21 protein-coding genes are annotated in these 25,120 nt (G+C 50.5%); 14 read left to right on the top strand and 7 right to left on the bottom strand.

What is annotated here, in order from left to right; translation table 11 throughout:
• Positions 1-60 precede the first annotated feature (60 nt).
• The 4 genes from GON22_RS01345 (at position 61) to GON22_RS01330 (ending at position 2,907) form a co-directional block, all read left to right on the top strand.
• The gene (locus GON22_RS01345; RefSeq protein ID WP_160394319.1) at positions 61-945 is read left to right on the top strand and encodes a hypothetical protein; all 885 of its coding nucleotides are present in this window, start codon (positions 61-63) and stop codon (positions 943-945) included.
• A gap of 91 nt (positions 946-1,036) precedes the next feature.
• Positions 1,037-2,152 (top strand): aminopeptidase, encoded by a 1,116-nt coding sequence (locus tag GON22_RS01340; RefSeq protein WP_160394318.1) that lies wholly within the window; start codon positions 1,037-1,039, stop codon positions 2,150-2,152.
• A gap of 100 nt (positions 2,153-2,252) precedes the next feature.
• Positions 2,253-2,495 (top strand): HPr family phosphocarrier protein, encoded by a 243-nt coding sequence (locus GON22_RS01335; RefSeq protein WP_006036450.1) that lies wholly within the window; start codon positions 2,253-2,255, stop codon positions 2,493-2,495.
• Between the two features lie 124 nt (positions 2,496-2,619).
• On the top strand, positions 2,620-2,907 hold the full coding sequence (locus tag GON22_RS01330) for a YlaN family protein (RefSeq protein WP_160394317.1): 288 nt from the start codon (positions 2,620-2,622) through the stop codon (positions 2,905-2,907).
• A gap of 129 nt (positions 2,908-3,036) precedes the next feature.
• Here GON22_RS01330 and GON22_RS01325 read toward each other — a convergent pair whose 3' ends face one another.
• From GON22_RS01325 to cax, 4 genes are all read right to left on the bottom strand, one after another.
• Positions 3,037-4,989, bottom strand: a complete 1,953-nt coding sequence (locus GON22_RS01325; protein WP_237178923.1) for a glycoside hydrolase family 15 protein — start codon at positions 4,987-4,989, stop codon at positions 3,037-3,039.
• Positions 4,990-6,018, bottom strand: a complete 1,029-nt coding sequence (locus tag GON22_RS01320; RefSeq protein ID WP_160394316.1) for a LacI family DNA-binding transcriptional regulator — start codon at positions 6,016-6,018, stop codon at positions 4,990-4,992.
• 190 nt (positions 6,019-6,208) lie between these two features.
• A complete protein-coding gene (locus GON22_RS01315) occupies positions 6,209-7,966 on the bottom strand; it encodes an alpha-glycosidase (protein WP_160394315.1) in 1,758 nt (585 codons plus the stop codon).
• A 215-nt stretch (positions 7,967-8,181) separates the two neighbouring features.
• Positions 8,182-9,246, bottom strand: coding sequence for a calcium/proton exchanger (gene cax, locus GON22_RS01310; protein ID WP_160394314.1), 1,065 nt, complete (start codon positions 9,244-9,246; stop codon positions 8,182-8,184).
• A gap of 164 nt (positions 9,247-9,410) precedes the next feature.
• Between cax and GON22_RS01305 the strand changes: the two genes are divergently transcribed.
• Positions 9,411-9,794, top strand: a complete 384-nt coding sequence (locus tag GON22_RS01305; protein ID WP_160394313.1) for an Asp23/Gls24 family envelope stress response protein — start codon at positions 9,411-9,413, stop codon at positions 9,792-9,794.
• A 58-nt stretch (positions 9,795-9,852) separates the two neighbouring features.
• Here GON22_RS01305 and ftsW read toward each other — a convergent pair whose 3' ends face one another.
• Together ftsW and GON22_RS01295 are read right to left on the bottom strand one after the other, a co-directional pair.
• Positions 9,853-11,028: a putative lipid II flippase FtsW gene (gene ftsW / locus GON22_RS01300; protein ID WP_160394312.1), complete on the bottom strand. Its 1,176-nt coding sequence runs from the start codon at positions 11,026-11,028 to the stop codon at positions 9,853-9,855.
• 13 nt (positions 11,029-11,041) lie between these two features.
• Entirely contained in the window at positions 11,042-11,386 is a 345-nt protein-coding gene (locus tag GON22_RS01295) for a YugN family protein (protein ID WP_006036458.1), read from the bottom strand.
• A gap of 222 nt (positions 11,387-11,608) precedes the next feature.
• On the opposite strand from GON22_RS01295, the gene GON22_RS01290 reads away from it, so the two are divergent.
• The 8 genes from GON22_RS01290 (at position 11,609) to GON22_RS01255 (ending at position 20,093) form a co-directional block, all read left to right on the top strand.
• Positions 11,609-12,805: a M20 metallopeptidase family protein gene (locus tag GON22_RS01290; protein WP_160394311.1), complete on the top strand. Its 1,197-nt coding sequence runs from the start codon at positions 11,609-11,611 to the stop codon at positions 12,803-12,805.
• Between the two features lie 134 nt (positions 12,806-12,939).
• Positions 12,940-14,646, top strand: coding sequence for a DNA repair helicase XPB (locus GON22_RS01285; protein ID WP_237178922.1), 1,707 nt, complete (start codon positions 12,940-12,942; stop codon positions 14,644-14,646).
• On the top strand, positions 14,643-16,619 hold the full coding sequence (locus tag GON22_RS01280) for a helicase-associated domain-containing protein (protein ID WP_160394309.1): 1,977 nt from the start codon (positions 14,643-14,645) through the stop codon (positions 16,617-16,619). The genes GON22_RS01285 and GON22_RS01280 overlap by 4 nt, the downstream gene beginning before the upstream one ends.
• Positions 16,620-16,699: 80 nt before the next feature.
• Entirely contained in the window at positions 16,700-17,200 is a 501-nt protein-coding gene (locus GON22_RS01275) for a YlbF family regulator (RefSeq protein ID WP_160394308.1), read from the top strand.
• Positions 17,201-17,253: 53 nt separating this feature from the next.
• On the top strand, positions 17,254-17,517 hold the full coding sequence (locus GON22_RS01270) for a YlbG family protein (RefSeq protein ID WP_160394307.1): 264 nt from the start codon (positions 17,254-17,256) through the stop codon (positions 17,515-17,517).
• 271 nt (positions 17,518-17,788) lie between these two features.
• Positions 17,789-18,226 carry a hypothetical protein gene (locus GON22_RS01265; protein ID WP_160394306.1) on the top strand — a complete coding sequence of 146 codons (438 nt, stop codon included), beginning with the start codon at positions 17,789-17,791 and terminating at the stop codon, positions 18,224-18,226.
• 101 nt (positions 18,227-18,327) lie between these two features.
• Entirely contained in the window at positions 18,328-19,239 is a 912-nt protein-coding gene (locus tag GON22_RS01260) for a selenium metabolism-associated LysR family transcriptional regulator (protein WP_160394305.1), read from the top strand.
• A complete protein-coding gene (locus GON22_RS01255) occupies positions 19,230-20,093 on the top strand; it encodes a PHP domain-containing protein (protein ID WP_202113015.1) in 864 nt (287 codons plus the stop codon). The genes GON22_RS01260 and GON22_RS01255 overlap by 10 nt, the downstream gene beginning before the upstream one ends.
• Before the next feature lie 230 nt (positions 20,094-20,323).
• On the opposite strand, the gene GON22_RS01250 is transcribed toward GON22_RS01255, so the two are convergent.
• Entirely contained in the window at positions 20,324-22,078 is a 1,755-nt protein-coding gene (locus GON22_RS01250) for an Rqc2 family fibronectin-binding protein (RefSeq protein ID WP_160394304.1), read from the bottom strand.
• Between the two features lie 195 nt (positions 22,079-22,273).
• On the opposite strand from GON22_RS01250, the gene GON22_RS01245 reads away from it, so the two are divergent.
• A complete protein-coding gene (locus GON22_RS01245) occupies positions 22,274-25,060 on the top strand; it encodes a calcium-translocating P-type ATPase, SERCA-type (protein ID WP_160394385.1) in 2,787 nt (928 codons plus the stop codon).
• The last annotated feature ends 60 nt before the right edge of the window (positions 25,061-25,120 follow it).

Raw genomic sequence — 25,120 nt, 5'->3', positions numbered from 1 at the left:
TTTTTTATGGTTACATTACCCTTCATAATGGCCATCTCATATAGGGTTGGAGGGGCAAGGATGATCAGGGAACGATGGTGGAGAAGATGGATAGCAAGCTTGGCATGGTGTGCGCTAATGGTAGGGCTAAGCAGCTGCGGCAATGTATCGGGGACGATGGAACCAGAACAGTTTTTTACGCTCTCAGTCTCGGGCCTAGCTGGGAAGGACCAGTACACGTTTGAAGGCAATAGTGGCATTGTGCTGCCTGCTGGTGTGCGCGTGCATGCATTATCATACCGAGGTGAAATTTCTGGCCATTCCCGCATGAAGGTCCAACTGAGCGGCGATGGTGATGGTACAGGCGGGAGCAGCGGAGTAGGGCTTCTGTCCAGTACGGATGAATGGCGTGCAGTCCCTCAGAAAGGCGCTGACCAATGGGCACATGTACGGGGAGAGCATGAATCCAATGTGAAGGCAAAAACATCGGCAGGTGCGCAGGCGAGCGTAAGGGCGCGCTCTTGGAGTGAGGATAGCTGGAGCAACATTAATCCTGTTGAAAGGTTGGAGCGCATTAGAGATGCAGCTAAGCGCGTTTCGTATGATGAAAACAATGGGGATGACCGATACCGCGTTGTGCGCATTATTCTTGATGGGGCGGCAGCGAAGAAGGATTGGAGTGACCGAATTCAATCAGAATGGCTTACGGCCACTGGCAATCAAGCGCTATTAGCAACGTCAAACAAGGTGAAGGGCAATGCCTGGCAAACGGCATATGCGGAAGCGGATAAGCAACTGCAAGCGATGCTCCAATCACTGGAGGCTGAGACGACTATTACTCTAAAGGCTGACCGGCGTTCAATGCTGCCTCATCACATTACGGAGCAATCCAAGCTTCATTTTGTGTCGGAGGGGCAGGCAAGAGAAGAATTTTATACGAGCGAAGTAACGTTTGGCGATTATTGATCGATTGTTCCGCATCCAGTGTGATTAGTTGCAGCATCATGCTACGATATATAACAAATATGCTTGTTGGGAGCACCGGAGGGATCGAACAATGTATGATAGCAGATTAAGAAAATTGGCGGAAAACCTGGTCCAATACTCGGTTAACGTACAGCCCGGCGAAAATATACTAATCGACTATGTGGGCAGTGAGCGGGAACTTGTGAAGCTATTGGTGGAAGAAGTGGCAAAACGCGGCGGCCGCCCATTCGTGGAAACGAGTGATCGAGGCGTGCTCCGTGCCTTGTTGCGTGATGCGACCAAGGAGCAGCTTAAAATATGGGCAGAGCTCGATCTTGCGCGGATGAAGCGAATGCAGGGGTATATTGCGGTACGGTCAGGCGATAACGTGAATGAGCTCTCAGATGTGCCCAGCGATAAAATGAAGCTGTACGACTCCATCTATCGCCACCCGGTTCATTCCGAGCAACGCGTTAAGAAAACGAGGTGGGTTGTGCTTCGTTATCCGAATGCATCGATGGCGCAATTGGCTAATCAAAGCAATGAGGCGTTCGAAAACTTTTATTTCGATGTATGCAATCTCGACTACAGCAAGATGGAGGAGGCAATGGAGCCGCTGCGCCAATTGATGCTGCAAACGGACCGCGTTCGAATTGTTGCGCCAGGGACAGACCTCTCTTTCTCGATTAAAGGAATAGGGGCGGTTAACTGCTCGGGCCACCGCAATATTCCAGATGGCGAGGTTTATTCGGCGCCAGTTCGCGGCTCGGTGCAAGGAAAGATTACATACAACACGCCATCGATATATTCAGGCGTCACGTTTGAGAATGTGTCGTTTACGTTTGAGAATGGAAAAATTGTGCAAGCAACGGCGAATGATACGAAGCGGTTGAATGAAATTTTGGATTCAGATGAAGGCGCTCGATATATTGGCGAATTCAGCTTAGGGTTTAATCCATATATTTTGCACCCGATGAAGGATATTTTGTTTGATGAGAAAATTGCAGGAAGCCTTCACTTCACGCCAGGCCAAGCTTATGAGCAAGCTGATAACGGCAATCGCTCCGCAGTCCATTGGGATCTCGTGCTTATACAACGTCCAGATTACGGTGGCGGTGAAATTTACTTCGATGATGTACTAATTCGCAAGGATGGAATGTTCGTAATTGATGCGCTTACAGGATTAAATCCTGAAAATTTGAGATAACCGGAAAGATTGCATTTTTTCTCTTGAATGACGCTTCTTTTCACGGTATGATGAAGACGGTATTAAGGAAATGGTTACTATCTATGGTGGAGGGATCTTCATGTCCAACAATGCAGCAATCGTAGAAATTTCCCAAACAGCAAGCCAATTTCGGTCTTCGATCGTTCTTCAAGCGGAAAACAAATATATTGACGTGAAAAGCATTCTTGGTTTGTTTACGACGTTGCTCGGCGGTCAATCGTATGAGTTGCACGTTCACGGTCCAGATGCTGAAGAGGCGAAAAAGGCAATGGCAAATGTATTTGCTAAACATAACTTGAATATTACGGTTATTAGCGAATAATATTGTGGAAGATGAAGCGCCCTTCATGGGCGCTTTGTTCTGTTTGCTCCTTGTACTTATTTGCTTTTTCGTCTAATATAAAGAATATAGAAGACGGCGAAGAATGCGCACAGGGGGGAAAACGATGTCTTCACCGGATGTTATGGAGCGTCTGCATCAGAAAGCATTCAATCTTCTCGAGGAAGATGCCAATAAAATTGAAAAGCTAATTGAAGTCCAGATGGAAAACTTGACGACTCGCCAATGCCCACTTTATGAGGAAGTATTGGACACGCAGATGTATGGCTTTTCACGTGAAGTTGATTTTGCGGTGAGAGCGGGGCTGGTTGATGAATCAGTTGGCCGGGACATCGTCAGTAAGCTGGAACGGAATTTGGCGAAGTTGTATGAAGCGTTGAATAACAAGGGGTAGTCTCGCTAGCGAGGCTGCTTTTTTTTTGTAATTAGTGAATCAGGGAATAAGACCTATAATATAAACACAGGCTAGGGAATATTCCCTAGCCTTGTCCAAGTTGTTCAAACGATTGTACAAAAGATTATATTAGGACCATTGTCCATGCTCTTCGAGCATTGTAACTGCTAATACGAACATGGCATGTGACCACGTCAGTGGAACAACCCACGCGGTTTCGCCCGTATGCTGGTCAATTTGTTCAGGCAGGAGCCCTGTCTCGGTTTGATGGTCAATTGCCCATTGCAACAGCTTCTTAGCATCATCATAGCGGCCAGTTTGAATCCGGTAGTGAGCAAGCCATAGCGTTGTCAAAATCCATGGATTGCCGCCAATGTAGTTGTCATCCTCGTACCGTTTGATGCCGCCAACGTTAGGGCTCGTCAGCAATTGCTCGATAGTATCCGCTGTTTGCTGCATGTATGGGTGATCGGCTGCTACTGCGCCAAATGGAACGGAAATGCCGAGTAAGCTAATGTCTACGATTGGATCATGCTCTAGCACATAGCGAGTGTACTGTTTAAGCCCTGCTGTTGCATAAGCGCCTTTGCCAGCAGCGATTGCTTCCTCATATTGCGATTGTGTAGCCGTGAGCTTCAAACCGCGATAGAAGCTGCCTTTGTCCTCGTTCCAGCACAAGTTTTCGATGGAAGAAGCGATGCGGTCAGCCGCAGTTTGCCATGCGTCACGATTGGATTGTTCGCCTAGAAGCTCTGCGAAGGAAGCGGCAGCACGGAATGCGCCAAATACGGCAGCAGCAGAATAAGTATGCTCGGCTTCACGCTCTTCCCACAGATCGTTGCTTGGCAATGGAAGCCCTGTTTCTTCGTCCAAATACGAAAGCAAGAAATTCGTGCCCTTAGCGACAGCTGGCCATACACGTTGCGCGAATGCGAGATCCTGCTTCGTTTGATAATGCTGCCACATGCCCCAGATAATCGAAGCGCCTTCATCGATCTGCAAGCCCCATGATGGTGCGAGCGAGCCGTCATGATAGTGGCGTTGCTGCCATGAACCGTCCGGATCTTGAGCGGTCAGTGCCCAATCATAGAAGCGATCAGACAATCCGTACAAGCCTGCTTGGTCTAGCGCAGTTGTGATGAAAGCAGCGTCGCGTCCCCAACAATAAGCATAGCCGCCACAGCGGGAGAAGGTTTCGTCGAACTCAGGAGCTGCTACGATGCTTCCTGTTTGCTCATCGGACATCAGTTTAAACATGAGGAGTGAACGTTCGTACAATTGCTTGACACCCGGCAGATCGGTCGGGCATGGCGCAGCTTCCGCCAAATATTGATGCCAGTATTCTGTCGTGAGCTGAACCCAAGCCTCAGAAGGCTGTGATTTTGCTTCCTGCAACGTTTTCCAGACAGAAGGGCGATCACTGCCAACCGCAACGTAAACGGGAACAGTAACGGATTGGCCTGGCTGCAAAGCTTGGAAGCTCCATGCTAATGCGCCATCTGGCTGCATGTCAATAACGTTTCCGTTAAGCTCGCCTGTGTGGGCTGCTTCCCATGCATGCCCTGCTTGGAACTTTGTGCACACGTTTGCGCTAGAAAGCGCAAAAAAAGTACCGCTACGATAATGCAATAAAGCATCCTCGGAAGGCTCAAATAATGTCGTGTTATAGAGCTGGCTTTCCCGAATGTGGAACGATGAGAATAGAAGCCACTCAAAGTCAATTGGTGAGCTGCCGCTATTCGTAAGGGTATGTTCCATAACGAGGAGATCACGATTAGGGACAGCAAAATAACGGCTCGAGATGCGAATTGGAGATTGCGTGCTTTGGGACTTGATTTGCAAAATATTCGTGCGCGCTACATAGTCAGCTTCGCTGGACCAATCGTTGTTCGCGTCGTCAAGCCATTCGGTGCGATTGCCGAAACGGATTCCGAAACGAGCAGCATCGGCATGCTGGGGGAAGTCGATATGCGGCCACCATAGCCGATATAGCGTGCCCGACCGCCCAAAGGCGGCGAGCATAGATCCATTACCAACGATAGCGTCAATTAGATAGGGTTTGTTAGCGTTCATTTTTAACATTCAGCCTCTCTTATTCGTAGTCATTAAAGATGATTCGCGGATCATGAGACGATGCGGAATAATGATTTGTTTCTGGTGGGAAGGTTCATCATTAACAGCACGCACAAGTGTCTGCGCAGCAATATAACCGAGCTGATAAGTGCCGATATCAATGGAGCTGATCGGTGGCGTAGCCAGTTCTGAAAGAGCAATGTTATTAAAGCTCACGAGGCTAATGTCATCGGGAACCGAATAGCCAAGCTCGTTCAAACCACGCAAAACGCCAAAAGCAACGATATCGTCAATGACAACAAGCGCAGTAGGGCGCTCCGGCAAGCTCATGATCAGTGACATTGCGCGATAGCCACTCTCTTGCAAAAATTCGCCTTCAACGATCCAATCAGGGCGGACGGGCAGGCCGGCAGCTTCCAAAGCGCTGCTGTAGCCGCTAAGCCGATCTCCGGATACGGTTAAGTTAATCGGTCCACTTACAAAACCAATTCGCTCATGCCCTTGGCTAATTAAATGCTGTGTTGCATCAAAGGCGGCTTGTTTATTGTCGTTATCGACGGATAATGCGTCTGGATAAGAGTCGCTGCGTCCAATAAGCACAAAAGGAAACGCTTGCTGAACAAGAAACGCGACAATCGGGTCATTCACTCGGGAGCTAATCAGGATGACACCGTCGACACGCCGGCCGCGCACAAGCCTCGATACTGTTTCAATTTCATCGTGTTCGCTCGTTGCAGTCGTCATAAGCATGTCATATCCCGCGCGATTCGCCTGAGTCAGAATACCGCGAAGAAGCTCCCCGAAGAAGAAGTTCTGGAATAGTTCTTCTGCTGGCCTAGGCAACAGGATGGCGAGCGTGTTCGTCGTTTTGGAGACGAGGCTCTTCGCCATGACGTTCGGATGATAGCCAAGCTCATCCATTATTTTTTTTACTTTGCGTGAAGTATCCAAACTGATTCGCGGGTGGTTGGATACAACCCTCGAAACAGTTGAAGGGGATACCCCTGCGATTCTTGCGATATCTTTGATTGTGACCATAACGACAACAGCCTCTCTGTGCAATCGTTTGAAATGTTACTGCCCCTATGTTATAGCAAGTAGCGATTATTGTAAATAGACAGGCTATTTCTGTCCATTTTCCTAGAAAAAAATACAAAAAAAGTGCTAAGGTAGGAGGTAAAACCCTACTTTAGCACTTTAAAGTGGTCTTGATAGAGAGGAATCGCGCCTATTGTTGTGCAAAAACGGCGAATCCAAATGGTTCGAGCGAGATGCTGTAAGCATTTGTGCCTGTGCCGGCCTGTGCCACACCGCTGGATAATTGATCTGCCCAGTTTAAGTTGCTGATGGAGGCAGGTGGCGCATACTGAACAGATTGATCCGAAACGTTCATAACGATGAATAAACGTTCGTTTTCGTCGAATCTTTCGTATGCAAGCACATGGCTTTTGCGCTCTGCGGATACGAACTGCAAACCAACGCCTCGAAGTGCGGCATAACGTGAACGTAACGATAAGGCATCCTTGTAAAATTTCAATAGCGATTGGTTTTGCTTAGCTGAATCCCATACCATACATTGCCGGCATCCCGGATCGCCTTCGCCACTCATGCCGACTTCATCGCCGTAGTAGATACAAGGTGTGCCCGGATAAGTGAGCTGGAACAATGCAGCTAGCTGCATTCGGCGTTCATCGTCACCGCATAGCGTGAGCAAGCGAGGCGTGTCGTGGCTATCCAGCAAATTGAACGTTACTTCGGTTACCTGCTGCGGGTATTCCGCTAGCTGGCGGCCAATTGCGTCGGCAAAATGTTTCGCATCGCGTTTTCCATAGGCGAAAAAGTCGAGCACGGCATTGGTGAAAGGGTAGTTCATAACGGCATCGAACTGGTCGCCTTGCAGCCACATGAGAGAATCATGCCAGATTTCGCCCAAAATATAGGCTTCAGGATTCGCACGCTTCACCGTTTGCCGGAACTCGCGCCAGAAGGCATGGTCGACTTCATTCGCCACATCAAGGCGCCAGCCGTCAATGCCAATCTCTTCGATCCAATATTTTGCAACATCGAGCAAATATTGTTTCACTTCGGCATTCTCGGTGTTCAACTTCGGCATCGTCGGAGCGAAGGAGAATGTTTCATACGTAGGAATTCCGTCTTTTACGCCGATCGGCCATTCCCGAACATGGAACCAATCTGCATAACGGGAGTTTTCTCCGTTGGCTAATACGTCAACAAACGGCGGGAACGTTCGCCCGGCGTGGTTGAATACGGCATCAAGCAGAACGCGAATGCCGCGAGCATGGCAGTCTGAGATAAGCTGCTTTAACAGCTCGTTGGTCCCAAAAGCAGGATCGACCTGCATGTAGTCAGTTGTATCGTATTTGTGATTAGTAGGAGCTAGGAACACAGGCGTAAAGTAAATGGCATTGATGCCCAAGCTACTGAGATGGTCCAAATGGTCGATGACCCCTTGAAGGTCCCCGCCGAAGAAATTCGAAGGCGTAGGCTCTCCGCCCCAAGGCTCAGTGCCTTCTGGATTAAGGGATGGATCGCCGTTGGCGAAGCGTTCCGGGAAGATTTGATAGAACACCGCATCCTTCACCCATGCAGGCGGTTGGAATAGGTCAATTGGATTTAAATACGGATAATCGAAGAAGGACATTGCGTCCTCTGGAGCTTCGGTCTCGAATGCTTGCTCTGTCAGGTAGACTGTCTCACCGTCTAATCCCTTGAGCTTAAAGGCATATCGAAGCCGGCGGAATGGGGGCTTGACGGACACTTCCCAGTAGTCGAACAGGGCGTCAGAAGAAAGCAGGCGCATCGAAGAGGCCGTAACTGTCTTATCCCAATCATATTTATCTCCGTGGATGGCTTCCACGGATTGTACATCATCCCGTTTTGTGCGAATGCGGAGAATCACCGTTTCGTAGTTGTATGCGAACGCCCAATTTTGCTTGGGGCGATGATAGATCGCTTCTTTTAGCATCGTGATTGTCTCCTCTACATGATGAAGGTAATGAGGCAGGCCAATAGGCTGCATAAAACAAAAAAGGCACAGCCCCGGAGTTCGCCAAGTTGACGTCCGAGGTTGTACCTACGTGGTTTGCACAGGTAACATTGCCTTTAAGTTGTGTAAGTAAGGTTAGTGGGCAACCGGTTTCTTTACCTATTATAGCGGATTGCGGCTAAGAGCGCCAGCCTTTAGACCAAATAGAACGCAAACCCGAGTATGACATAGAGCATGAGCAATAGGACACCTTCATACCAGTTGGTTGAACCGTCTTTGGAAATCGATTTGGCAACGAATACGGATACCCCTATTGCAGTAAGCTCAATTGGCGAAAAGACGATGTCCATCCAGGAGCCTTTATTGACCAGCGTACTTACCAAGATCAGGACAGGAGCTACGAACAAAGCAATTTGCAAGCTGCTTCCGATTGCAATTTCCACAGCTGCGCCCATTTTGTTTTTCATCGCCAACATAATCGCAGCGCTGTGTTCTGCCGCATTGCCGACGATCGCAATTACGAATGCGCCTACGAAGAGCTCTGATAGCCCAAATTTGTGCGTAAACGAGTCGAGGGTATGGACGAGCCACTCACTGACGAAGGCAACCATAACGGTAGCTACAACGAGCATGAGAACGGATACGCCTTTGGACCAAGCGGGCTCTTCGCCATGATCGGCTGACATTTCTTCATCCGCCAGCATATCTTTGTGCGTAATCATTGAGAAGACGAGCCAGAGCAAATAACATACGATGAGAATACACGCAACAGCGATGCTGAGCATCTTATCCTTATCGAGCGAGAAATGCTCCACTTTCACGAAAACCGCAGGCACGAATAGCGCGACAATAGCAAGCGTCATCAACGTGCCATTATGGTCGGCGAGCCGTGCGTTAAACTTTTGTTCCTTGTACTTCAGGCCGCCAAACAGGACGCTTAAGCCTAGCACGAGCAGCAGGTTTCCGATGATCGAACCGGTGATGCTCGCCTTGACCATATCGAACAGCCCTTCTTTGACCAAGAAAAACGCGATAATTAATTCGGCTGCATTGCCGAACGTCGCATTAAGAAAGCCGCCTAGCCTTTGGCCAGCATAATGTGCGACGCTTTCTGTGGCTTTGCCAAGGAAGCCAGCGACGAATATGATTGCGATAGCGGAGATAACGAATTGCAGCGTCATATCCCAATGGCCAAAATGGCCGATCGCGCTCAAGGCAAACATAACAATCAAGCCTAGAAAAAACAGTTTCTGTCTCACAATTGAACACCTCGTTTTACAACATTGTGCGTTAGCTGAACAATACTATACTAAAAATTAGTTTTCATGTAAACTTTCCCATATTCGACGGCATTCGCGGCTTGATTCGAAGCGGTCGTTCCATTACAATAATATCAAATGGAAATTGATGAGGAGTGAGCGACATGACTGAACAACTTCAAACCGGCCTTATTCGAATATCCGACGACGTCGTCGCTACGATCGCTGGATTGGCTGCGTTAGAGACGCCAGGAATAGCTGCAATGTCAGGCGGTATTTCTGAAGGGCTTGCGAAGCGCCTAAGCGGTAAAAATGTCCAAAAAGGCGTGTCGGTGGAGGTCGGCCAGCTCGAAGCTGCAATCGATCTGCGCGTTATCGTAAAGTATGGCATTCCGATTCATGAGGTTAGCCGCCAACTGCAATTAAACGTACGTGAATCAGTCGAGAATATGACTGGCCTTCATGTGGTTGAAGTCAATATTAAAGTTGAAGGCGTAGCTTTCAAGGAAGAAGAAGTAGTGGACGTAGATTCTTCCCGCGTGAAATAACAGCAATGATGATAAAATGCCCCTCAACGGCCAGCAGGCTGGTTGAGGGGCATTTTGTTTATCGGGATGAGGCCTTAACCGTGCGGTCACTTCGGTAATATTCTCGAGATATGCTTAGAAGCACGCCCATACAGAGCAGAACGACGATAATGGAAGACCCGCCGTAGCTGATGAAGGGGAGCGTAACGCCAGTTATCGGAATGGCGCCAATAACGCCGCCGATGTTAATGAATGCTTGGAATCCGATAAGGCCAACAATTCCCGTGCCAACGACTGTCCCATAAGTGTCCGGGCAGCGAAGGGCGACGATCAAGCCGCGCCACAGGAAGAGCAGGAAGACGAGCAAGAATACGACGCTTCCGATAAAGCCGAACTCTTCGGCGATAATGGCGAAGATAAAGTCATTGTATGGGAATGGCAAGTAGTCCAGCTTCTGAACACTTTGCCCAAAGCCCGCTCCTGTTAGGCCGCCATGGCCGAGCGCTCCCAAGGATCGAACGAGATGGAACCCGCTTTCCTGTGCAGTATCAAGTGGGTGCAGATAGGAAGTGAAGCGGTTAATCCGATACGATGACGCATCTGAGTCGAACAAGGCTGAAACGGCTAAGAAAAGGACGAAGCCAGTCACAGCGACAAGCCCAGAGGTGGCAAGCTGCTTCAAGTTCGCTCCTCCGCCAACCATCATGAACGCCGCGGTTGTTGCGATAATGACGCAGCCGCCAAGATCGGGCTGTTTCATGATCAAGCCGCAAAACAATCCGAGAATGATGAAGACGGGCAGCAGCCCTCGTTTGAAGTCCCGGAACGTTTCGCCTTTCTTGGCGATCAGCCGCCCGAGGTATAGAATGAGCGCAAGCTTGGCGAATTCGGTCGGTTGAATGCCGAAGCTGCCGATGTAGAGCCAGCTTCGCGCGCCATGCACCTCTGTTGCAATGAAAGGGACGATGGCTAACAAACCAAGCGATCCTACAATATACAGCATGCCGATCCCTTTTTGAAACGACAGATAAGGCATGTTCATACAAGCGAACATGCCAATCAGGCCGAAGAATGCAAACATGATCTGACGCTTCAAAAAGTATAGGGAGTCGTAATTGTAGCGTGAGTCCGCTACCGCAATGCTGGAGCTGGAGCTGAAAACCATAACGAGACCGAAGCCGACGAGCAGAATAATGAGCACGAGCAGCAAAAAATCAGGTCGACCTTTCGATGTGGTTCCCGTCTTTGTCTTCATATCCTGATTTCCGCTAAGCGAGCAGTTTGCGCAATTGCTCGAGTCGTTGTGTCGCGATGCTCAAAATTTGTTGCGGAACTTGCGATTCATAATCAAGGCCATGCGGGAATGTGCCGCGGCCGAGGTATACGGATTCAATAGAAAGGATGGCGCTGGACGATTCCAGTTTGCCTTCAATCGCGCGCGTGTTAAACCGGACGAAGTATACTTCGTTATTCGATTTATCTTCCAGTTTCAGGTCGTATGTAGCGCGAGTGTACTCCCATTGCCATCTAACGAAGCCGAGCTTGTCCGCCGATTCGTCTAAGTGGCCCAGATCGCTCGTCATGCCGTTTAATCCCGTATTTTCGATAATCATTTGTTGTTGACCTCCTAATGTTCAAAAGAGAAATTGTCACTGTCATCTGCCAATTGGCGGATGATGGGGATTGTATTCTTTACCCATGATAGTATGTTTCCCCTTTACGCGCAAGCCTTGCACAACAAGGGCGGATATCGTTGCTGGACTACCCTTCAATGGTTCTGTTCTGGTACAATTGATTTCATATGAAAGATTGAAGCGATAGGGAGGGGACACGGTATGCCGGCACGATGGGATCCGTCAGAACAACTGCAAGCTGCGTATGCGGATATGGTCGAGTGGCGCCGCTATTTGCACCGTAATCCCGAGCTTTCGTTCCGGGAGCAACAAACGTCGTCATGGATTGCAAAGATGCTGCGTTCATTCGGTTGCGACGTGCAGGAAGGCGTCGGCGGTTATGGCGTTGTTGCAGAGTTATCTAGTGATGAAGCTGGCCCGTGTGTCGCGTTGCGGGCAGACATCGATGCACTTCCTATAGAAGATGCCAAATCTTGCGACTATGCATCTGCTGTGCCAGGAGTGATGCATGCCTGCGGCCACGATGCCCATACGTCTACGCTGCTTGCAATAGCGCGTACTTATGCACATAATCGTTCGGACTGGAAAGGCACCCGAAGATTCCTGTTCCAGCCAGCCGAAGAGCTTTGCCCCGGCGGTGCTGTACCTATGATTAAGGATGGCGCGCTGGAGGGTGTTGAAGCCATATATGGCGTTCATCTATGGACTCCGCTGCCCTATGGAACGCTTGCATCCAGAGGCGGGCCGTTCATGGCAGCGCCAGACGAATTTACGATTCAAATTGTAGGCAAAGGCGGGCATGGCGGATTGCCTCATCAAACGATAGATGCTGTTGTAGCCGGTGCATCGCTCGTGCAGTCGCTGCAGACGATCGTTAGCCGTAATGTGGATCCGACTGAGCCAGCTGTTGTGACGGTAGGCTCCTTTCAAGCGGGCACTACAGGAAATGTTATTGCTGAGCGGGCCACTCTTCACGGCACTGTACGCACATTCCGCAATGAAGTGCGAGCGGGAATACGATCGCGTATGGAGACGGTCATCCAACATATTGCAGAGATGTTCGGCGCTCAGATTACGCTGGATTATCGCGAAGGTTATCCTGCGGTCGTTAATGACGATGGGGAAGCGGAACGCTTCCAGTCGGTTGCGAAACGATTGTTTGGCGATGAGGCGGTACAGCTTTCCGGGCTAATCATGGCGGGCGAAGATTTCTCTTATTATTTGCAACAGGTGCCTGGCTGCTTCATGTTCGTCGGTGCGGGCAACGACGCTTGTGGGGCGAGCTATCCACATCACCATCCCCGGTTTGACATTGACGAGCGTGCAATGCTGCATGCGGCAAGGCTATTAATTGGCATGGCGGAGCATCGGGCTTCGGGAACTGCACCAGCAGGATAGTAAAGAAAAAGCGTCTTTCGTTCCGACTCAGTCGGAACGAAAGGCGTTTTTTCTTTTGCATAAATACGGATAATAATTCCTCATTTCTTTCAAACTAATAAAGTTAAAGATTGAACAGATGCGGAGTGATGGAATTGCACACATCTTCAACTTCAGCTAGAGCGCCCAAGCCGCTCATTGTGCTTGCAGACCTGACTGTTCTGCTTGATGAGCGGACACAAGATAGCCATGCAGCTAGAGAGGCGCTGGTACGGTTTGCGGAGCTTGAGAAGAGCCCGAGTTTTATGCATACCTACCGTATTACCCCGTTATCGTTATGGAACGCAGCCTCATCGGGCATGGCCGCCAATGAAGTGCTGGATTCACTTGCACGATTTAACCGATACACGATGGCTAAGGAAGCCGAAGGCCAGATTAGATTATTAATGGAACGATTCGGGCGCCTGCGATTGGACCGCGATGCAGAAGATCAGCTTGTCCTTTCTGGAGACGAAGGATTAATAGCGGCCATTCGAATGGAGCCTTCGATTCAAACGCATATCGCTTCCAATAGCAGCGAAGCGGCTCTAGGCATTCGTGGCGACCGGCGAGGCGCTATTAAGCGGGAGTTAGCCCGTCTAGGCTATCCCATATTGGATTATGCCGGATATCGCTCGGGAGAATTGCTTGCTTTAACGCTGCGTTCGAGAACGCGAACTGGAGCGCCTTTTGTGCTGCGGAATTATCAGCAGGAGGCGATTGAACGGTTTCATCAGGAGGGATCTGTAGCAGGCGGAAGCGGGGTAATGGTGCTGCCTTGTGGCGCGGGCAAGACGGTCATCGGTATCGGGGCTGTTGCCCGCCTGCAATGCGCGACGCTTATCGTCACATCCAGCCTAACTTCTGTGCGGCAGTGGAAGTCGGAATTGTTGGACAAGACTACGCTGGAGGCGGAAGCGATTGGTGAATATTCTTCACAGGCAAAGCAAGTCCGGCCTATAACCATTGCTACTTACAATATGTTGGCGACCAATGGCGGGACCGAAGGGGGGTATCGCCATATGGCTTTATTTAATGAACGGGACTGGGGCCTTATTATTTATGACGAAGTCCATATGCTGCCAGCGCCTGTTTTTCGATTGACTGCAGAGCTTCAGGCGACCCGCAGGCTCGGGCTCACAGCAACGCTTATTCGTGAAGATGGGCGAGAGACAGACGTTTTCTCGTTAATTGGTCCTAAGCGTTATGAACTGCCGTGGAAGGAGCTAGAACGGCAAGGGCAAATCGCCGAGCTTCGATGTGAAGAGGTACGTGTGCCGTTGCCTAATGGAGCGGAACAAAACTACTGGTCGAGCGATGCCCGCACCAAGACCCGATTGGCAGCGGAAAATCCGAATAAGGCAGCCGTTGTCCGTAAACTGTTGGAACGCCACAAAGGGAAACCGGCTCTTGTTATCGGCGCTTATCTCAGCCAACTGAAGCAGCTTGCCCTTTCGTTAGATGCACCGCTACTGACAGGTGAAGTGGGCCATAACGAGCGGGCTCAAATCTATGATGCGTTCCGAAAGGGAGAACATCCTGTGCTTGTCGTATCAAAAATTGCGAATTTCGCTGTGGACCTGCCCGATGCTGCAATAGCCGTACAAGTGTCTGGCACGTTTGGATCCCGGCAGGAGGAAGCCCAGCGAATCGGCAGGCTGCTGCGCCCGAAGCAGGGGCATAACACGGCCGTGTTTTATACGCTCGTGTCAGAAGGGACCAAAGAGGTTGACTACGCGCTGAAGAGGCAGCTATTTATGACAGAGCAGGGTTATCGGTATGACATGACTGTGGCAAGAGCAGAAGCGGAGGAAAGATTATGATGCTTACATACTGGACAGGCCGAATGCCTGATGATGCGATGAAACGTGTGCAAGCCGCATCCATTTGGCCCAATACCGAAACGGTACAGTGGCCAGATGCTGCGCTTGTGCCTGAATTGCTGAGGATGGCACAACAACGGCTGTCGCCTCATGGCAAGCGATTGTTAGCTTACTGGATTCAAAAGGTTGGTCCCACGCCGATGCAGGAGGAGCGGGTTCATATTGCTGGATCCCGTGAAACGGGTTTGGCTGGATCTGAAGTAAGGGCAGCGCTTCGAGAGTTGTGTGAGGGCGGCATTTTGTTTGCGGTTCGCAAATCTTGGGGAGAACGTTTATTGTTCCTTCCGCGTGACAGCTATATGGCCTGGAGACGCGTACAAGGCTTGAGTGAGACGTATTGGAAAGCTCAAGAGACAGCAAGCGATCAGAGTGAAGAGGCTCTAAACCGTTCGAACGGACAAGTTCCGCTGGGCCGCAGGTTGCTCCGGGCATATGTTGCCCTCAAACGGACTGATCTAAAGCTGACTGCTAAAGGATTATTTCCTAAAAAAACAATCGTGGACGTGCTGTCGGCTCTTGCGTGGAAGCAAGCCGACGATATCGTATGGTTGTTCGGCTTTGTTGAGCCGGTTCACCATGAGCATTATCCCGCTCCATTCGCGTTCGTGCTGGACATAGCAGCTAAGCTTGGTTTGTTGAAAAGGGTTGAAGGGGAAGCTGGATACGTCTGGGATGATGGGCAGTTGGAGCAGTGGCTTGCTGGAAGCCCAGTGCTGCGCGAGGCTGAGTTGTTGCGTTTAGTTACGATGGCGTATGGTTTGGAAAGCTGCGAGCTGGCACTGTTTGTTTCTGAACTGCTTTTGCTTGAACCAACAATCGAGTATGCGGCACAACTGCCTTTGGCGGACGCACAGAATCGTTGGATACATGTAATGAATGCGTTTGGGTGGGCTAACATAACTGTCCAGGATAACGGCGTTGCGCGCTTTTGCTGGCTGATCGACCCGTGGGCAACAGAACAGCCCGTTGCAGCAGAAGAGGCTCAGTTAACAGAAGATATCCCGTTGATCGCACTGCCAGATGGCGAACTCATCGTCTCCCCAAACGCTAGTTACGCGCTGAGATGGACGTTAGAGCAAGTTGCGCAATGGATTCGTGACGATGCGGTTTCAATATACAGGCTGACAAGCCGTTCAATTGCAGATGCTGTGGAAGACGGAATCGATGCCAGCGAATTGTTGGACACCTTACATCAGGCTTCAGGCGGGTTGCCTGTTCCTGATGAACTTGTACGTGCAATCCAACATTGGGCAGCTTGTGTAAATCGTACTTCACTTGAAGAAGTGCTGCTGCTGCGTTGTGATACGGTTGACACTGCTGATGCCGCTTCTTGCCACCCAGCGCTTGCCGGGTTGCTTACGGAACGGATTGGTGAACGTTGTTTCATCGTGCAGCCTGCAGATGTGGCCAAGCTTCGCCAGCAATTGGAGCGGGCGGGCTGGCCATTAGCCAAAAACAATAGCTTGGCAATGCCGGCGTTACAGCAAGGATCAGCCGCGCGGGAGCTGGTTGAGGCAGGGCCATTCGTCGTTGATGCGAAGGCGCTTCATATTTATGAGCTAGTATCGCCCGCTAAATTTGCTGAAGGTAATGGGGAGGGCCAGCATGCGGCTGTGCCGGCGCAATGGCCTTCATCATGGACCGGGCAACTGCGTGCTTATCACCACTCGACTCGTCGGCAGATGGTGGAGAGCGCATTGGCGTGGGGTGCGCCGATTGAAATCAAAACCGAAGGCCGCCTTGTTGAGCTTGTGCCAGAGCGGCTGAATGGATACGCTGACCGTTGGGAGGTATCGGGTTTTTTGCGTGGCGAAACCGACGAGGCTATAGTGCCTGTAGACTTATCTCCCCATATGTGGGAAGAAATGAGGATTATTGTTCCATCTGCATATGCGGATACTAAGCCGGTATAACCATGCTCTATCGTTCCGCCATCTATAATGGTATAGTAAAGAAGAACCTTATTTAATTACATCCGAAGGAAGGTGTATGGATGCCAACGGTAGAAAATCAGCCAGATATAGAAATTAACGCGGTCACGGACAGCGGATATTTTGAATCAATCGATATGACTGGCATGTTGATGGAAGCTTACGATTTAGGAGACAGTATTAACCATTCGGCGGAAGTCGCCGATTATTTATATTGGAAGGCTATCGTGGATAATGACGCAGAGGTACAGGCTGTTGTTAAGCAATTTGCGAAGGCGAGAGAGCAATTCGCTGATTGTGAACGGTTCGGCAGGTTTCACCCGGATTTTCATGCGGCGAAGGATCGTGTCGCGGCTGTACAAGCGGAGCTCGAAACATTCGAATGCGTCCGTAAATTTAAGGAAGCGGAGCATGAGGTTGATACGATGCTTTACGAAGTGTCACGTATCATTGCAGATGCTGTTTCGGAATCCGTGAAAGTGCCAAGCAATGATCCGAATCCAAAAGGCAGTGGCTGTGGAAGCGGCGGTTCTTGCGGTTGTGGAAGCGGTGGCTGCGGATAACGATCGGATGAGGAGAAAGCGGAATTACCGCTGGAAATGGGGGGAGGGGCGTTATGATAGCAGAACGTACGGGTTATATTATTTGGGTTTCGGATTTAAAAGCTGCGAGATCGCTGGATAAATACGGAACTGTTCATTATATGTCTAGAAAGATGCACTATGTCGTATTCTATGTGGATACGGAACGTGCGGAGGATACAGCCCGCAATGTGGCCCGTTTGCCATTTGTCAAAAAAATTGAGCGTTCCTACCGAAATGAGTTAAAAACGGAATACGCGAAGAATGTACCGGATAAGTCTCGATTTTACAGTCTATAATGGTTATGGCGTAAGTCCCCAACTGGAATGGGGTTAACCGATAACCCTGCGCATTATTTTTCCGAATTAGGAATGTTGCGTAGGTTTTTTTCAAATAAGGACTGGACAAGCGGGCATGAGGCTCGTTATATTTCATATAATGGTAATACAATTAATAACAATATTGGTGACTTGCTTAATTTACTGTTGAAATATCAGGCTGGAATGGTAGAATGGAAGCGTGCATAAAAATAGTTACAAAGGCCTGCTTCCCGGGGAGGGGTGAGTCGGGATGAGAGACAAAACGACCGAGAGATGGAGTACTTACGAACCGTTTCATGTAGAACTGGCGGATAAGAAGGTGGCAGATGTTGTCATCACGAATCATGCCAAGAGTCGGTGGACGGATCGCGTAGAAAGCGAGAAGACCGGATTTGCTGATATTGCTGAATTTATGTGGCAATGCTTGAAGCAAGGGCGAATCGCTTCTTACTATCGCAACGAGCAGGATGTTTATTTAATCGATGACGATCTCGTTTTCGTTGCTGAATTTGCAGAGCTTGAGAAAGAGAGAGACCTGATTGGGAATCCACTGCACAAGATGATCGTGGTAACCTTCTTAGGACGAATGTCAGAGACGATTGAGCTTCGTGACTTGAAGTCATATTATTCATGGTTGCGGCATTCAAGAAGAATGACATTGATTAAGAACAGCAGAAAACGCAAATAGCATACGAATCATTGGAGGAGCGCCGCAAGGCGCTTCTTTTTTGTAACAAAATAAAGGTATAATGAAACGCATAGGCACATCATCGGAAGGCAGGAACAAACATGGCGCTTAACTTTCATCAGCTTCATATATTTTATTCGGTTGCAGAAAGGGGAAGCTTCTCGGCTGCAGCCCAAGCTTTGCATATGACGCAGCCCGCAGTTACGATGCAAGTGCAGTCATTGGAGGATTATTTCGGAACGAAGCTGTTGCAGCGTTCGACCAAGAAGATTGAGCTGACAGAGGCAGGAAGAGCATTGTTGCCTTATGCACAGCGAAGCATGGAGCTGATCCGTGAAACTGACGCAGCGATGTCCGCATTTACGAGCAAGCTCAAAGGAAGGCTGCAGCTGGGAGCCAGCTTGACGATTGGCGAGTATATTTTGCCGAGGCTGCTAGGTCCGTTCGGAAGGGAATATCCGCACATTTCGATTAGCATGAAAGTAATGAATACGGCTCAAATTATTGACGATATTACGCACCATCAGCTGAATTTTGGATTAATAGAAGCACCTGTAGACCATCCTGAGATGTTGATGGAGAAGGTGTTAAGCGATGAACTGGTGCTCATCGTAGCTCAGGAGCATCCTCTCGTGAAGATGGATCATGTGACGATTTCGGATGCAGTGCAATACCCGTTCGTCCTAAGGGAGCAGGGCTCAGGAACTAGGCTTGTCATGGAAGAACAGCTCAAAGCGAAGGATATCGACCCAAATTCACTGGAAATTGTAATGGAGCTGGGCAGTACAGGGGCGATCAAATCCGCGGTAGAAGCTGGGGTAGGGATATCAATCGTATCTGCTTCCTCTGTCAAGCATGAGGTTGCGCTCGGGTTGATTCGCATCATTCCGCTTGCGGATGTTCAGTTTAAGCGGCATTTTTATGCGATTCAGCTCAAATCTGCTTTGCTGCCGATATCCGCAGTAACGTTTTTGACTTTTTTACGGGAGAGGGACCTGCAGCAATGGCTATAATGGGGAATGCAGATTTACACACGCATACGCTTGCTTCTGACGGGACCAATGCTCCAGCAGCTGTCGTTCGGCTGGCGAAGGAAGCGGGGCTCGCCGCGGTTGCCATTACCGACCATGACACCATAGCTGGATGGGCTGAAGCGCTAGCGGAAGGAGACCGGTTAGGCATTGAAGTTATTCCAGGCATTGAGCTAAGTACGGTTATGAATGGCCGAGACGTTCATATATTGGGCTATTGGTGTAATGCAAACGATGGGCAATGGCTGGATCGGCTGCGGTCGCAACAAGGTTTTCGCGGCAATCGTAATGGGATGATGATCGGGAAGCTTCGTGATCTTGGCATTGATGTGACGCTTGATGAAATTGTCAGCCACGCTAGGAAGAGCGGAAAGCAAGTGGAAAGCGTCGAGCAGATCGGCCGTCCCCATCTGGCGGAAGTGCTTATCGCCCGCGGCGTCGTTGCTGACATGCGGGAGGCATTCGACCGTTATTTGGGCGAGAATGGGCTTGCGTATTGCAATCCGCCGAGGCTGCAGCCGTTTGAAGCTATTGATTGGATTCGGGAAGCGGGAGGAGTCAGTGTAATCGCGCATCCTGGATTGTACGGCGATGATGAGATGGTAGAAGCTATTGTGCGGCATGGCGCCCAAGGCATTGAAGCGTACCACTCCGATCATGATGCCGGGCAGGAACAGCGTTATGAGGCATTGGCCCAGCGATATGGCCTGCTCGTTACCGGCGGCTCTGACTTCCACGGAGAGAAGCAAGGTGTCGTCTTTCATGGGCCGATCGGGCATCGCTCTGTGAGTATGCAAGTGGCGGAGCAATTGAAGCAGTTAAGAAGGCCTGTGTAAGGTGTTCTGAATAAGTGCGTATTGATGACAAGTGGCAGCCTTAGGGCGGGACCGCTTGTTTTTTTATTTTGCGCAAATTTTTTTATTAAATTAAATTCGCAGTTGACTCGCTTGCACGACCGCGAGAGAAGGACAGCTTCTCTATTTAACCCAAATAAATTTTAAAAAATGGTGGTACAGGTTTCGTGTCTTCGAAGCCCTGTTCCACCATTTTTGTTGATATGCTGCCGTTATTTGACCAGATGGGGCAAACTGCGAATCCGCTGCTCATCCGGGGTAATGAAGATCGTCTTCTGCTTGTCATAAATGACGGAGCCCGGCTTCGCGCCGTTCGGCTTGCGGACGTAACGGATTAGCGTCGTATCGACAGGCACTTGGCTTGATTCACGCGCTTGGCTGTAATAAGCGGCCAGCATAGCTGCTTCCTGCAACGTTGCTTCTCCGAAGCTTTCGCTTCGAATGACGACGTGAGAGCCTGGGATGTCCTTCGTATGCAGCCACGTATCTGATGCCGACGCTAATTTGTTCGTTAAGTATTCATTTTGTGTATTGTTTTTGCCTACGAAAATCGAGATCCCTTCGGATGAGGTGTAGCAGAGGAGCGAAGGCTTCGTCGATTTTTTCTTCTTCGTGCCGCGTTTGCTCCGGTCGCGCAAATATTGCTGCTCCACCAGCTCGTCGCGAATTTCCTGCAAATCTTGCAGTGCAGCAGTTTGCAACTGCTGGAGCACCTGCTCGAGGTAAGTGTTCTCGTTTTTAGTCAATGTGATCTGCTCTTCGACAGTCTGTAGGCTGTTTTTCTGTTTATTATATTTGCGGAAGTAGCGCTGGGCGTTCTCCGACGGCGTTAGCAGCGGATCGAGCTCGATCTTTATCGTTGGCTGCGATTCCTCGTAGTAGTTGATGACCTCAATAGACCGATCCCCTTTGCCTGCCGCGTGCATGTACGTTGTAAGAAGCTCCCCTAACACGCGGTATTGGTCAGCGCCTTTGGCTTCCTCTACAGTCTCGTGAAGCTTCTCAAGCTTGCTTTTGTTTTTTGAAATTTCATTTTGGACAAATTTGAGCAGGTCGGCTGCCCGCTGCTTGACTGCGTCGCGCCCAGCTTTTTCGCCGTAATAGTCTTCAAGGCATTGGCTGATCGACGCATACGTTTTGCGTTCTCCGTTGAAACGAGTCAGTGGCACGGCAGAAAAATACGACTTCCCTTGCTCGTTAGTGACGATTTCGGGCGTATAGCTATGCGAGCGAAGCGGTGCCATCATCCCGTCGAACGCATGCCATATCGCGTCGATCGTATCTTCACTATCATCTGCATCGACAACGTTCAGTGAGGCACGATGCGCAATTTCGCCTGCCAGTAACGGGCTCAAGCCGCTGAAAGCACTGACTAGCCGTTTGTCAGGCGAGTCGGCATGCTCGGCTGCAAGATAAGCGGTTTTGAACGCGTCTTTGCTTTGCACGTCGATTGGATCTGCTTTGTGCTGCTCAGGCGGCGGTGTGTAGGGTGCGCCAGGCATGACAATGCGATAGCTGCTAAGCGCAGGGGTGACATGGTGAATGCCATCGTGGATGGCGCCCGTTGCCGGATCCTGCAAAATGATGTTGCTGTGGCGGCCCATCAGCTCTATGATAATGCGTTTATACGACAAGTCGCCCAGTTCATCACGTTGGCGGACATCGATGTGCAGTACGCGCTCCCGGCCGGGTTGGCTGATCGCTTCGATAACGGCTCCCTCGCAATATTTGCGCATAAGCATACAGAACATAGGCGCCTCAAGCGGATTCACGTATGTAGCTTCTGTCCAATGCGCGCGCGGATAGGTCGGGTTAGCCGAGAGGAGCAGCTTGCCTGGATTTGCGCCACCACGGATTTGCAGCACGAGATCATGGGGGTTCGGTTGATGAATTTTATGAATGCGGCCGCCTACACAAGACTGAAGCTCGTGTACGACAGCACGGATAACGATGCCATCTAATGCCATGGAATAAAATCTCCTTTAGGTATGTCTTTAGAATCATGCTTTCTCTATCATGCCATAGTCTAACGAAAAACTTAAGTGCGCAACTGGGATAATTTGCGGTTTGTCCGAATAGATTGGAGGCAGGAAGGCTGTCCGCCTGCGGCAATGGCCCAGTCGGCGATCGGCTTATGTGGGAGGGAGAAAATTAGCATGGAGATGGAGCAGAACAAATGGCATCAGTTGAAGATGGAGTCGCTCACCCAGTCGCTAGGCTGCGATGTTGACCATGGATTGGCAGAGTCAACCGCAGCGGAGCGCCTGCAGCAGTACGGGCTTAATGAATTGTCGGAAGGGGCCCGCGTATCGCCTCTGCTGCTGTTTTTGAATCAATTCAAAGATTTTATGGTGCTGATTCTTATGGGGGCTACGCTCATATCGGGCCTGCTGGGCGAATATTTGGATGCGGTAACGATCGTAGCCATTATCGTGCTAAACGCAGTGTTGGGCTTTGTCCAAGAGTTTCGCGCGGAACGGTCGCTTCGGGCGCTCAAAGCTTTGTCGGCGCCTACAGCCAAAACGATACGCGGCGGGCAAGCGGTCACCATTCCTGCTAATGCACTCGTTCCTGGCGATTTGATCCTGCTGGAAAGCGGGGACCGCGTGCCAGCTGATATTCGTTTCGTACAGGCGAACAGCTGTTATGCAGAAGAATCAGCGCTGACGGGAGAGTCTGTTCCTGTCGGAAAACATGCTGACGCCATAGCCGAAGGAGATTTGCCGCTGGGGGACCAACGGAACATTGGCTTTATGGGCACGATGCTGACGGGCGGAACGGGACGAGGCATTGTTATTCGAACGGGCATGGAAACAGAGATGGGGCGAATCGCCAATCTCATTCAAAACACTGAAGAAATGGAAACCCCGCTGCAGCGGCGCTTGGAGCAACTAGGCAAGATTTTGATTATCGTGGCAGTCGCCTTGACCGTACTCGTTGTCGTCGCTGGCATTATGCATGGCCAGCCTGCTTATGGCATGTTCCTCGCAGGCGTCAGCTTGGCTGTGGCAGCCATTCCAGAAGGGCTCCCAGCCATCGTTACGATTGCGCTTGCGCTTGGCGTACAGCGGATGATTAAACGAAAGGCGATTGTCCGGAAGCTGCCATCCGTAGAGACGCTTGGCTGCGCCTCGGTCATTTGCTCCGACAAGACGGGCACGCTGACGCAAAACAAAATGACGGTGAAGCAAGTGTGGTTCGGCGGGCGGTCCGTCGACATTACAGGCGAAGGCTATGATCCGTCCGGCGAAGCGCTGGAGCAAGGGAAGCCGGTCGATCCGAAGCATGACCAGTCCCTGCGGCGGTTGCTGCAAATAGCTGCGCTTTGCAATAACGCTGAGGTTGTGCGCAGTGTTGAAACCGAGGAAAGCAAGAGGAAGAAAGGGACCGAGATTAAGGATGAGTGGGAGCTAAAAGGGGACCCGACAGAAGGTGCGCTTGCTGTATTGGCGACCAAGCTGGGGTTGGCAGCGAAGGCGCTTGAACCGCTATATAAACGCGTAGCCGAGTTTCCATTCGATTCGGATCGCAAGCGGATGTCCGTCGTCGTCGCCCATCAAGGAGGCAAACTGCTATGCGCCAAGGGCGCTCCGGATGTCCTATTGGAGCAATGCTCGTACGTGCTATGGGACGATAAGGTTGTGCCGTTCACGTCTACCCTCAAGCGCAAGGTGTCAGAGGCGGCGGAAACGATGGCTTCCTCGGCGCTGCGTGTGCTCGGATTCGCTTACCGTGATCTGCGCCCTCATGATCACTGCACGACGTCTGCGGAAGCAGAGACGCAGCTTGTATTCGCAGGCTTGTCAGGGATGATCGATCCGCCGCGCAAGGAGGCAAGGGATGCGATTGCAACTTGCCGCCGTGCAGGGATCAAAACCGTTATGATTACCGGCGACCATCAGCTTACGGCTGAGGCGATTGCGCATCAGCTCGGCATTATGCCGCGTGGCGGCATTGCGGTGAGCGGCCGCGAGATTTCGAATATGGACGACGACCAGCTCGACCGGCTGTCGGATAACATCTACGTCTATGCGCGCGTATCGCCCGAGCACAAGCTTCGGATCGTAAAATCGCTGCAACGCCAAGGGCATGTCGTGGCGATGACAGGCGATGGCGTAAACGATGCGCCTGCGATCAAAGCAGCGGACATTGGAATTGCGATGGGCATTTCGGGTACGGATGTTTCCAAGGAAGCTTCGTCGCTCATTCTAAGTGACGATAACTTCTCGACTATTGTAGCGGCAATTGAAGAAGGCAGAAATATTTATGAAAACATTCGGAAATTTATTCGATACTTGCTTGCATCCAATGTCGGCGAAATCTTGACGATGTTCCTGGCCATGATGGCGGGGCTGCCGCTGCCGCTTATCCCGATCCAGATCCTATGGGTTAATTTGGTGACGGATGGCTTGCCGGCGATGGCGCTTGGCGTCGACCAAGCGGAGAAAGATTTGATGAAACAAAAGCCCCGTTCATCGAAGGAAAGCATATTTGCAAGGCGGCTCGGCTGGAAAATTATTAGCCGGGGCATCCTCATCGGCGTGTGTACGCTAGGAGCGTTCTGGCTGACGCTCGCCAAGGCGCCGAATGACCCGCAGCAGCTCGTACTGGCGCAGACGGTTGCATTCGCAACACTCGTGCTGGCGCAATTGATCCATGTTTTCGACTGCAGAAGCTCGCGTTCGATCTTCCATCGTAACATTTTGCAAAATAAGTACTTGGTGCTGGCGGTCTTGTCTTCTCTCATTCTGATGATTGGCGTTCTCTATCTTAAGCCTTTGCAGCCGGTGTTCAAAACGGTTCCGCTCGACTTCCGCGAATGGTGCCTCGTGTTCGTTGCAGCTGGCATCCCAACCTTCGTGATGGGAATTGGCAGCGTACTGAGCTCAAACCGCAAAAAGTCAAAATCGAAATGGACGCCAACCAGCACGCGCTCCGCTGCGAGATAATGCGAAAACAGCCTTTTGCATGTATGCCAGCCATACTGCTGAAGGCTTGTTTTTTGCTTA

Origin of the sequence: Paenibacillus sp. MMS18-CY102 (assembly GCF_009789195.1) — a bacterium.
Lineage (GTDB): Bacteria > Bacillota > Bacilli > Paenibacillales > Paenibacillaceae > Paenibacillus_T.
This window is presented reverse-complemented; position numbering and strand designations above follow the sequence as displayed.

Bases quoted from the DNA above. Each gene is read 5' to 3' on its own strand.
- GON22_RS01345 (WP_160394319.1), top strand. From the start codon at position 61: ATGATCAGGGAACGATGGTGGAGAAGATGGATAGCAAGCTTGGCATGG.
- GON22_RS01340 (WP_160394318.1), top strand. From the start codon at position 1,037: ATGTATGATAGCAGATTAAGAAAATTGGCGGAAAACCTGGTCCAATAC.
- GON22_RS01335 (WP_006036450.1), top strand. From the start codon at position 2,253: ATGTCCAACAATGCAGCAATCGTAGAAATTTCCCAAACAGCAAGCCAA.
- GON22_RS01330 (WP_160394317.1), top strand. From the start codon at position 2,620: ATGTCTTCACCGGATGTTATGGAGCGTCTGCATCAGAAAGCATTCAAT.
- GON22_RS01325 (WP_237178923.1), bottom strand. From the start codon at position 4,989: ATGTTAAAAATGAACGCTAACAAACCCTATCTAATTGACGCTATCGTT.
- GON22_RS01320 (WP_160394316.1), bottom strand. From the start codon at position 6,018: ATGGTCACAATCAAAGATATCGCAAGAATCGCAGGGGTATCCCCTTCA.
- GON22_RS01315 (WP_160394315.1), bottom strand. From the start codon at position 7,966: ATGCTAAAAGAAGCGATCTATCATCGCCCCAAGCAAAATTGGGCGTTC.
- GON22_RS01305 (WP_160394313.1), top strand. From the start codon at position 9,411: ATGACTGAACAACTTCAAACCGGCCTTATTCGAATATCCGACGACGTC.
- ftsW (WP_160394312.1), bottom strand. From the start codon at position 11,028: ATGAAGACAAAGACGGGAACCACATCGAAAGGTCGACCTGATTTTTTG.
- GON22_RS01295 (WP_006036458.1), bottom strand. From the start codon at position 11,386: ATGATTATCGAAAATACGGGATTAAACGGCATGACGAGCGATCTGGGC.
- GON22_RS01290 (WP_160394311.1), top strand. From the start codon at position 11,609: ATGCCGGCACGATGGGATCCGTCAGAACAACTGCAAGCTGCGTATGCG.
- GON22_RS01280 (WP_160394309.1), top strand. From the start codon at position 14,643: ATGATGCTTACATACTGGACAGGCCGAATGCCTGATGATGCGATGAAA.
- GON22_RS01275 (WP_160394308.1), top strand. From the start codon at position 16,700: ATGCCAACGGTAGAAAATCAGCCAGATATAGAAATTAACGCGGTCACG.
- GON22_RS01270 (WP_160394307.1), top strand. From the start codon at position 17,254: ATGATAGCAGAACGTACGGGTTATATTATTTGGGTTTCGGATTTAAAA.
- GON22_RS01265 (WP_160394306.1), top strand. From the start codon at position 17,789: ATGAGAGACAAAACGACCGAGAGATGGAGTACTTACGAACCGTTTCAT.
- GON22_RS01260 (WP_160394305.1), top strand. From the start codon at position 18,328: ATGGCGCTTAACTTTCATCAGCTTCATATATTTTATTCGGTTGCAGAA.
- GON22_RS01255 (WP_202113015.1), top strand. From the start codon at position 19,230: ATGGCTATAATGGGGAATGCAGATTTACACACGCATACGCTTGCTTCT.
- GON22_RS01250 (WP_160394304.1), bottom strand. From the start codon at position 22,078: ATGGCATTAGATGGCATCGTTATCCGTGCTGTCGTACACGAGCTTCAG.
- GON22_RS01245 (WP_160394385.1), top strand. From the start codon at position 22,274: ATGGAGCAGAACAAATGGCATCAGTTGAAGATGGAGTCGCTCACCCAG.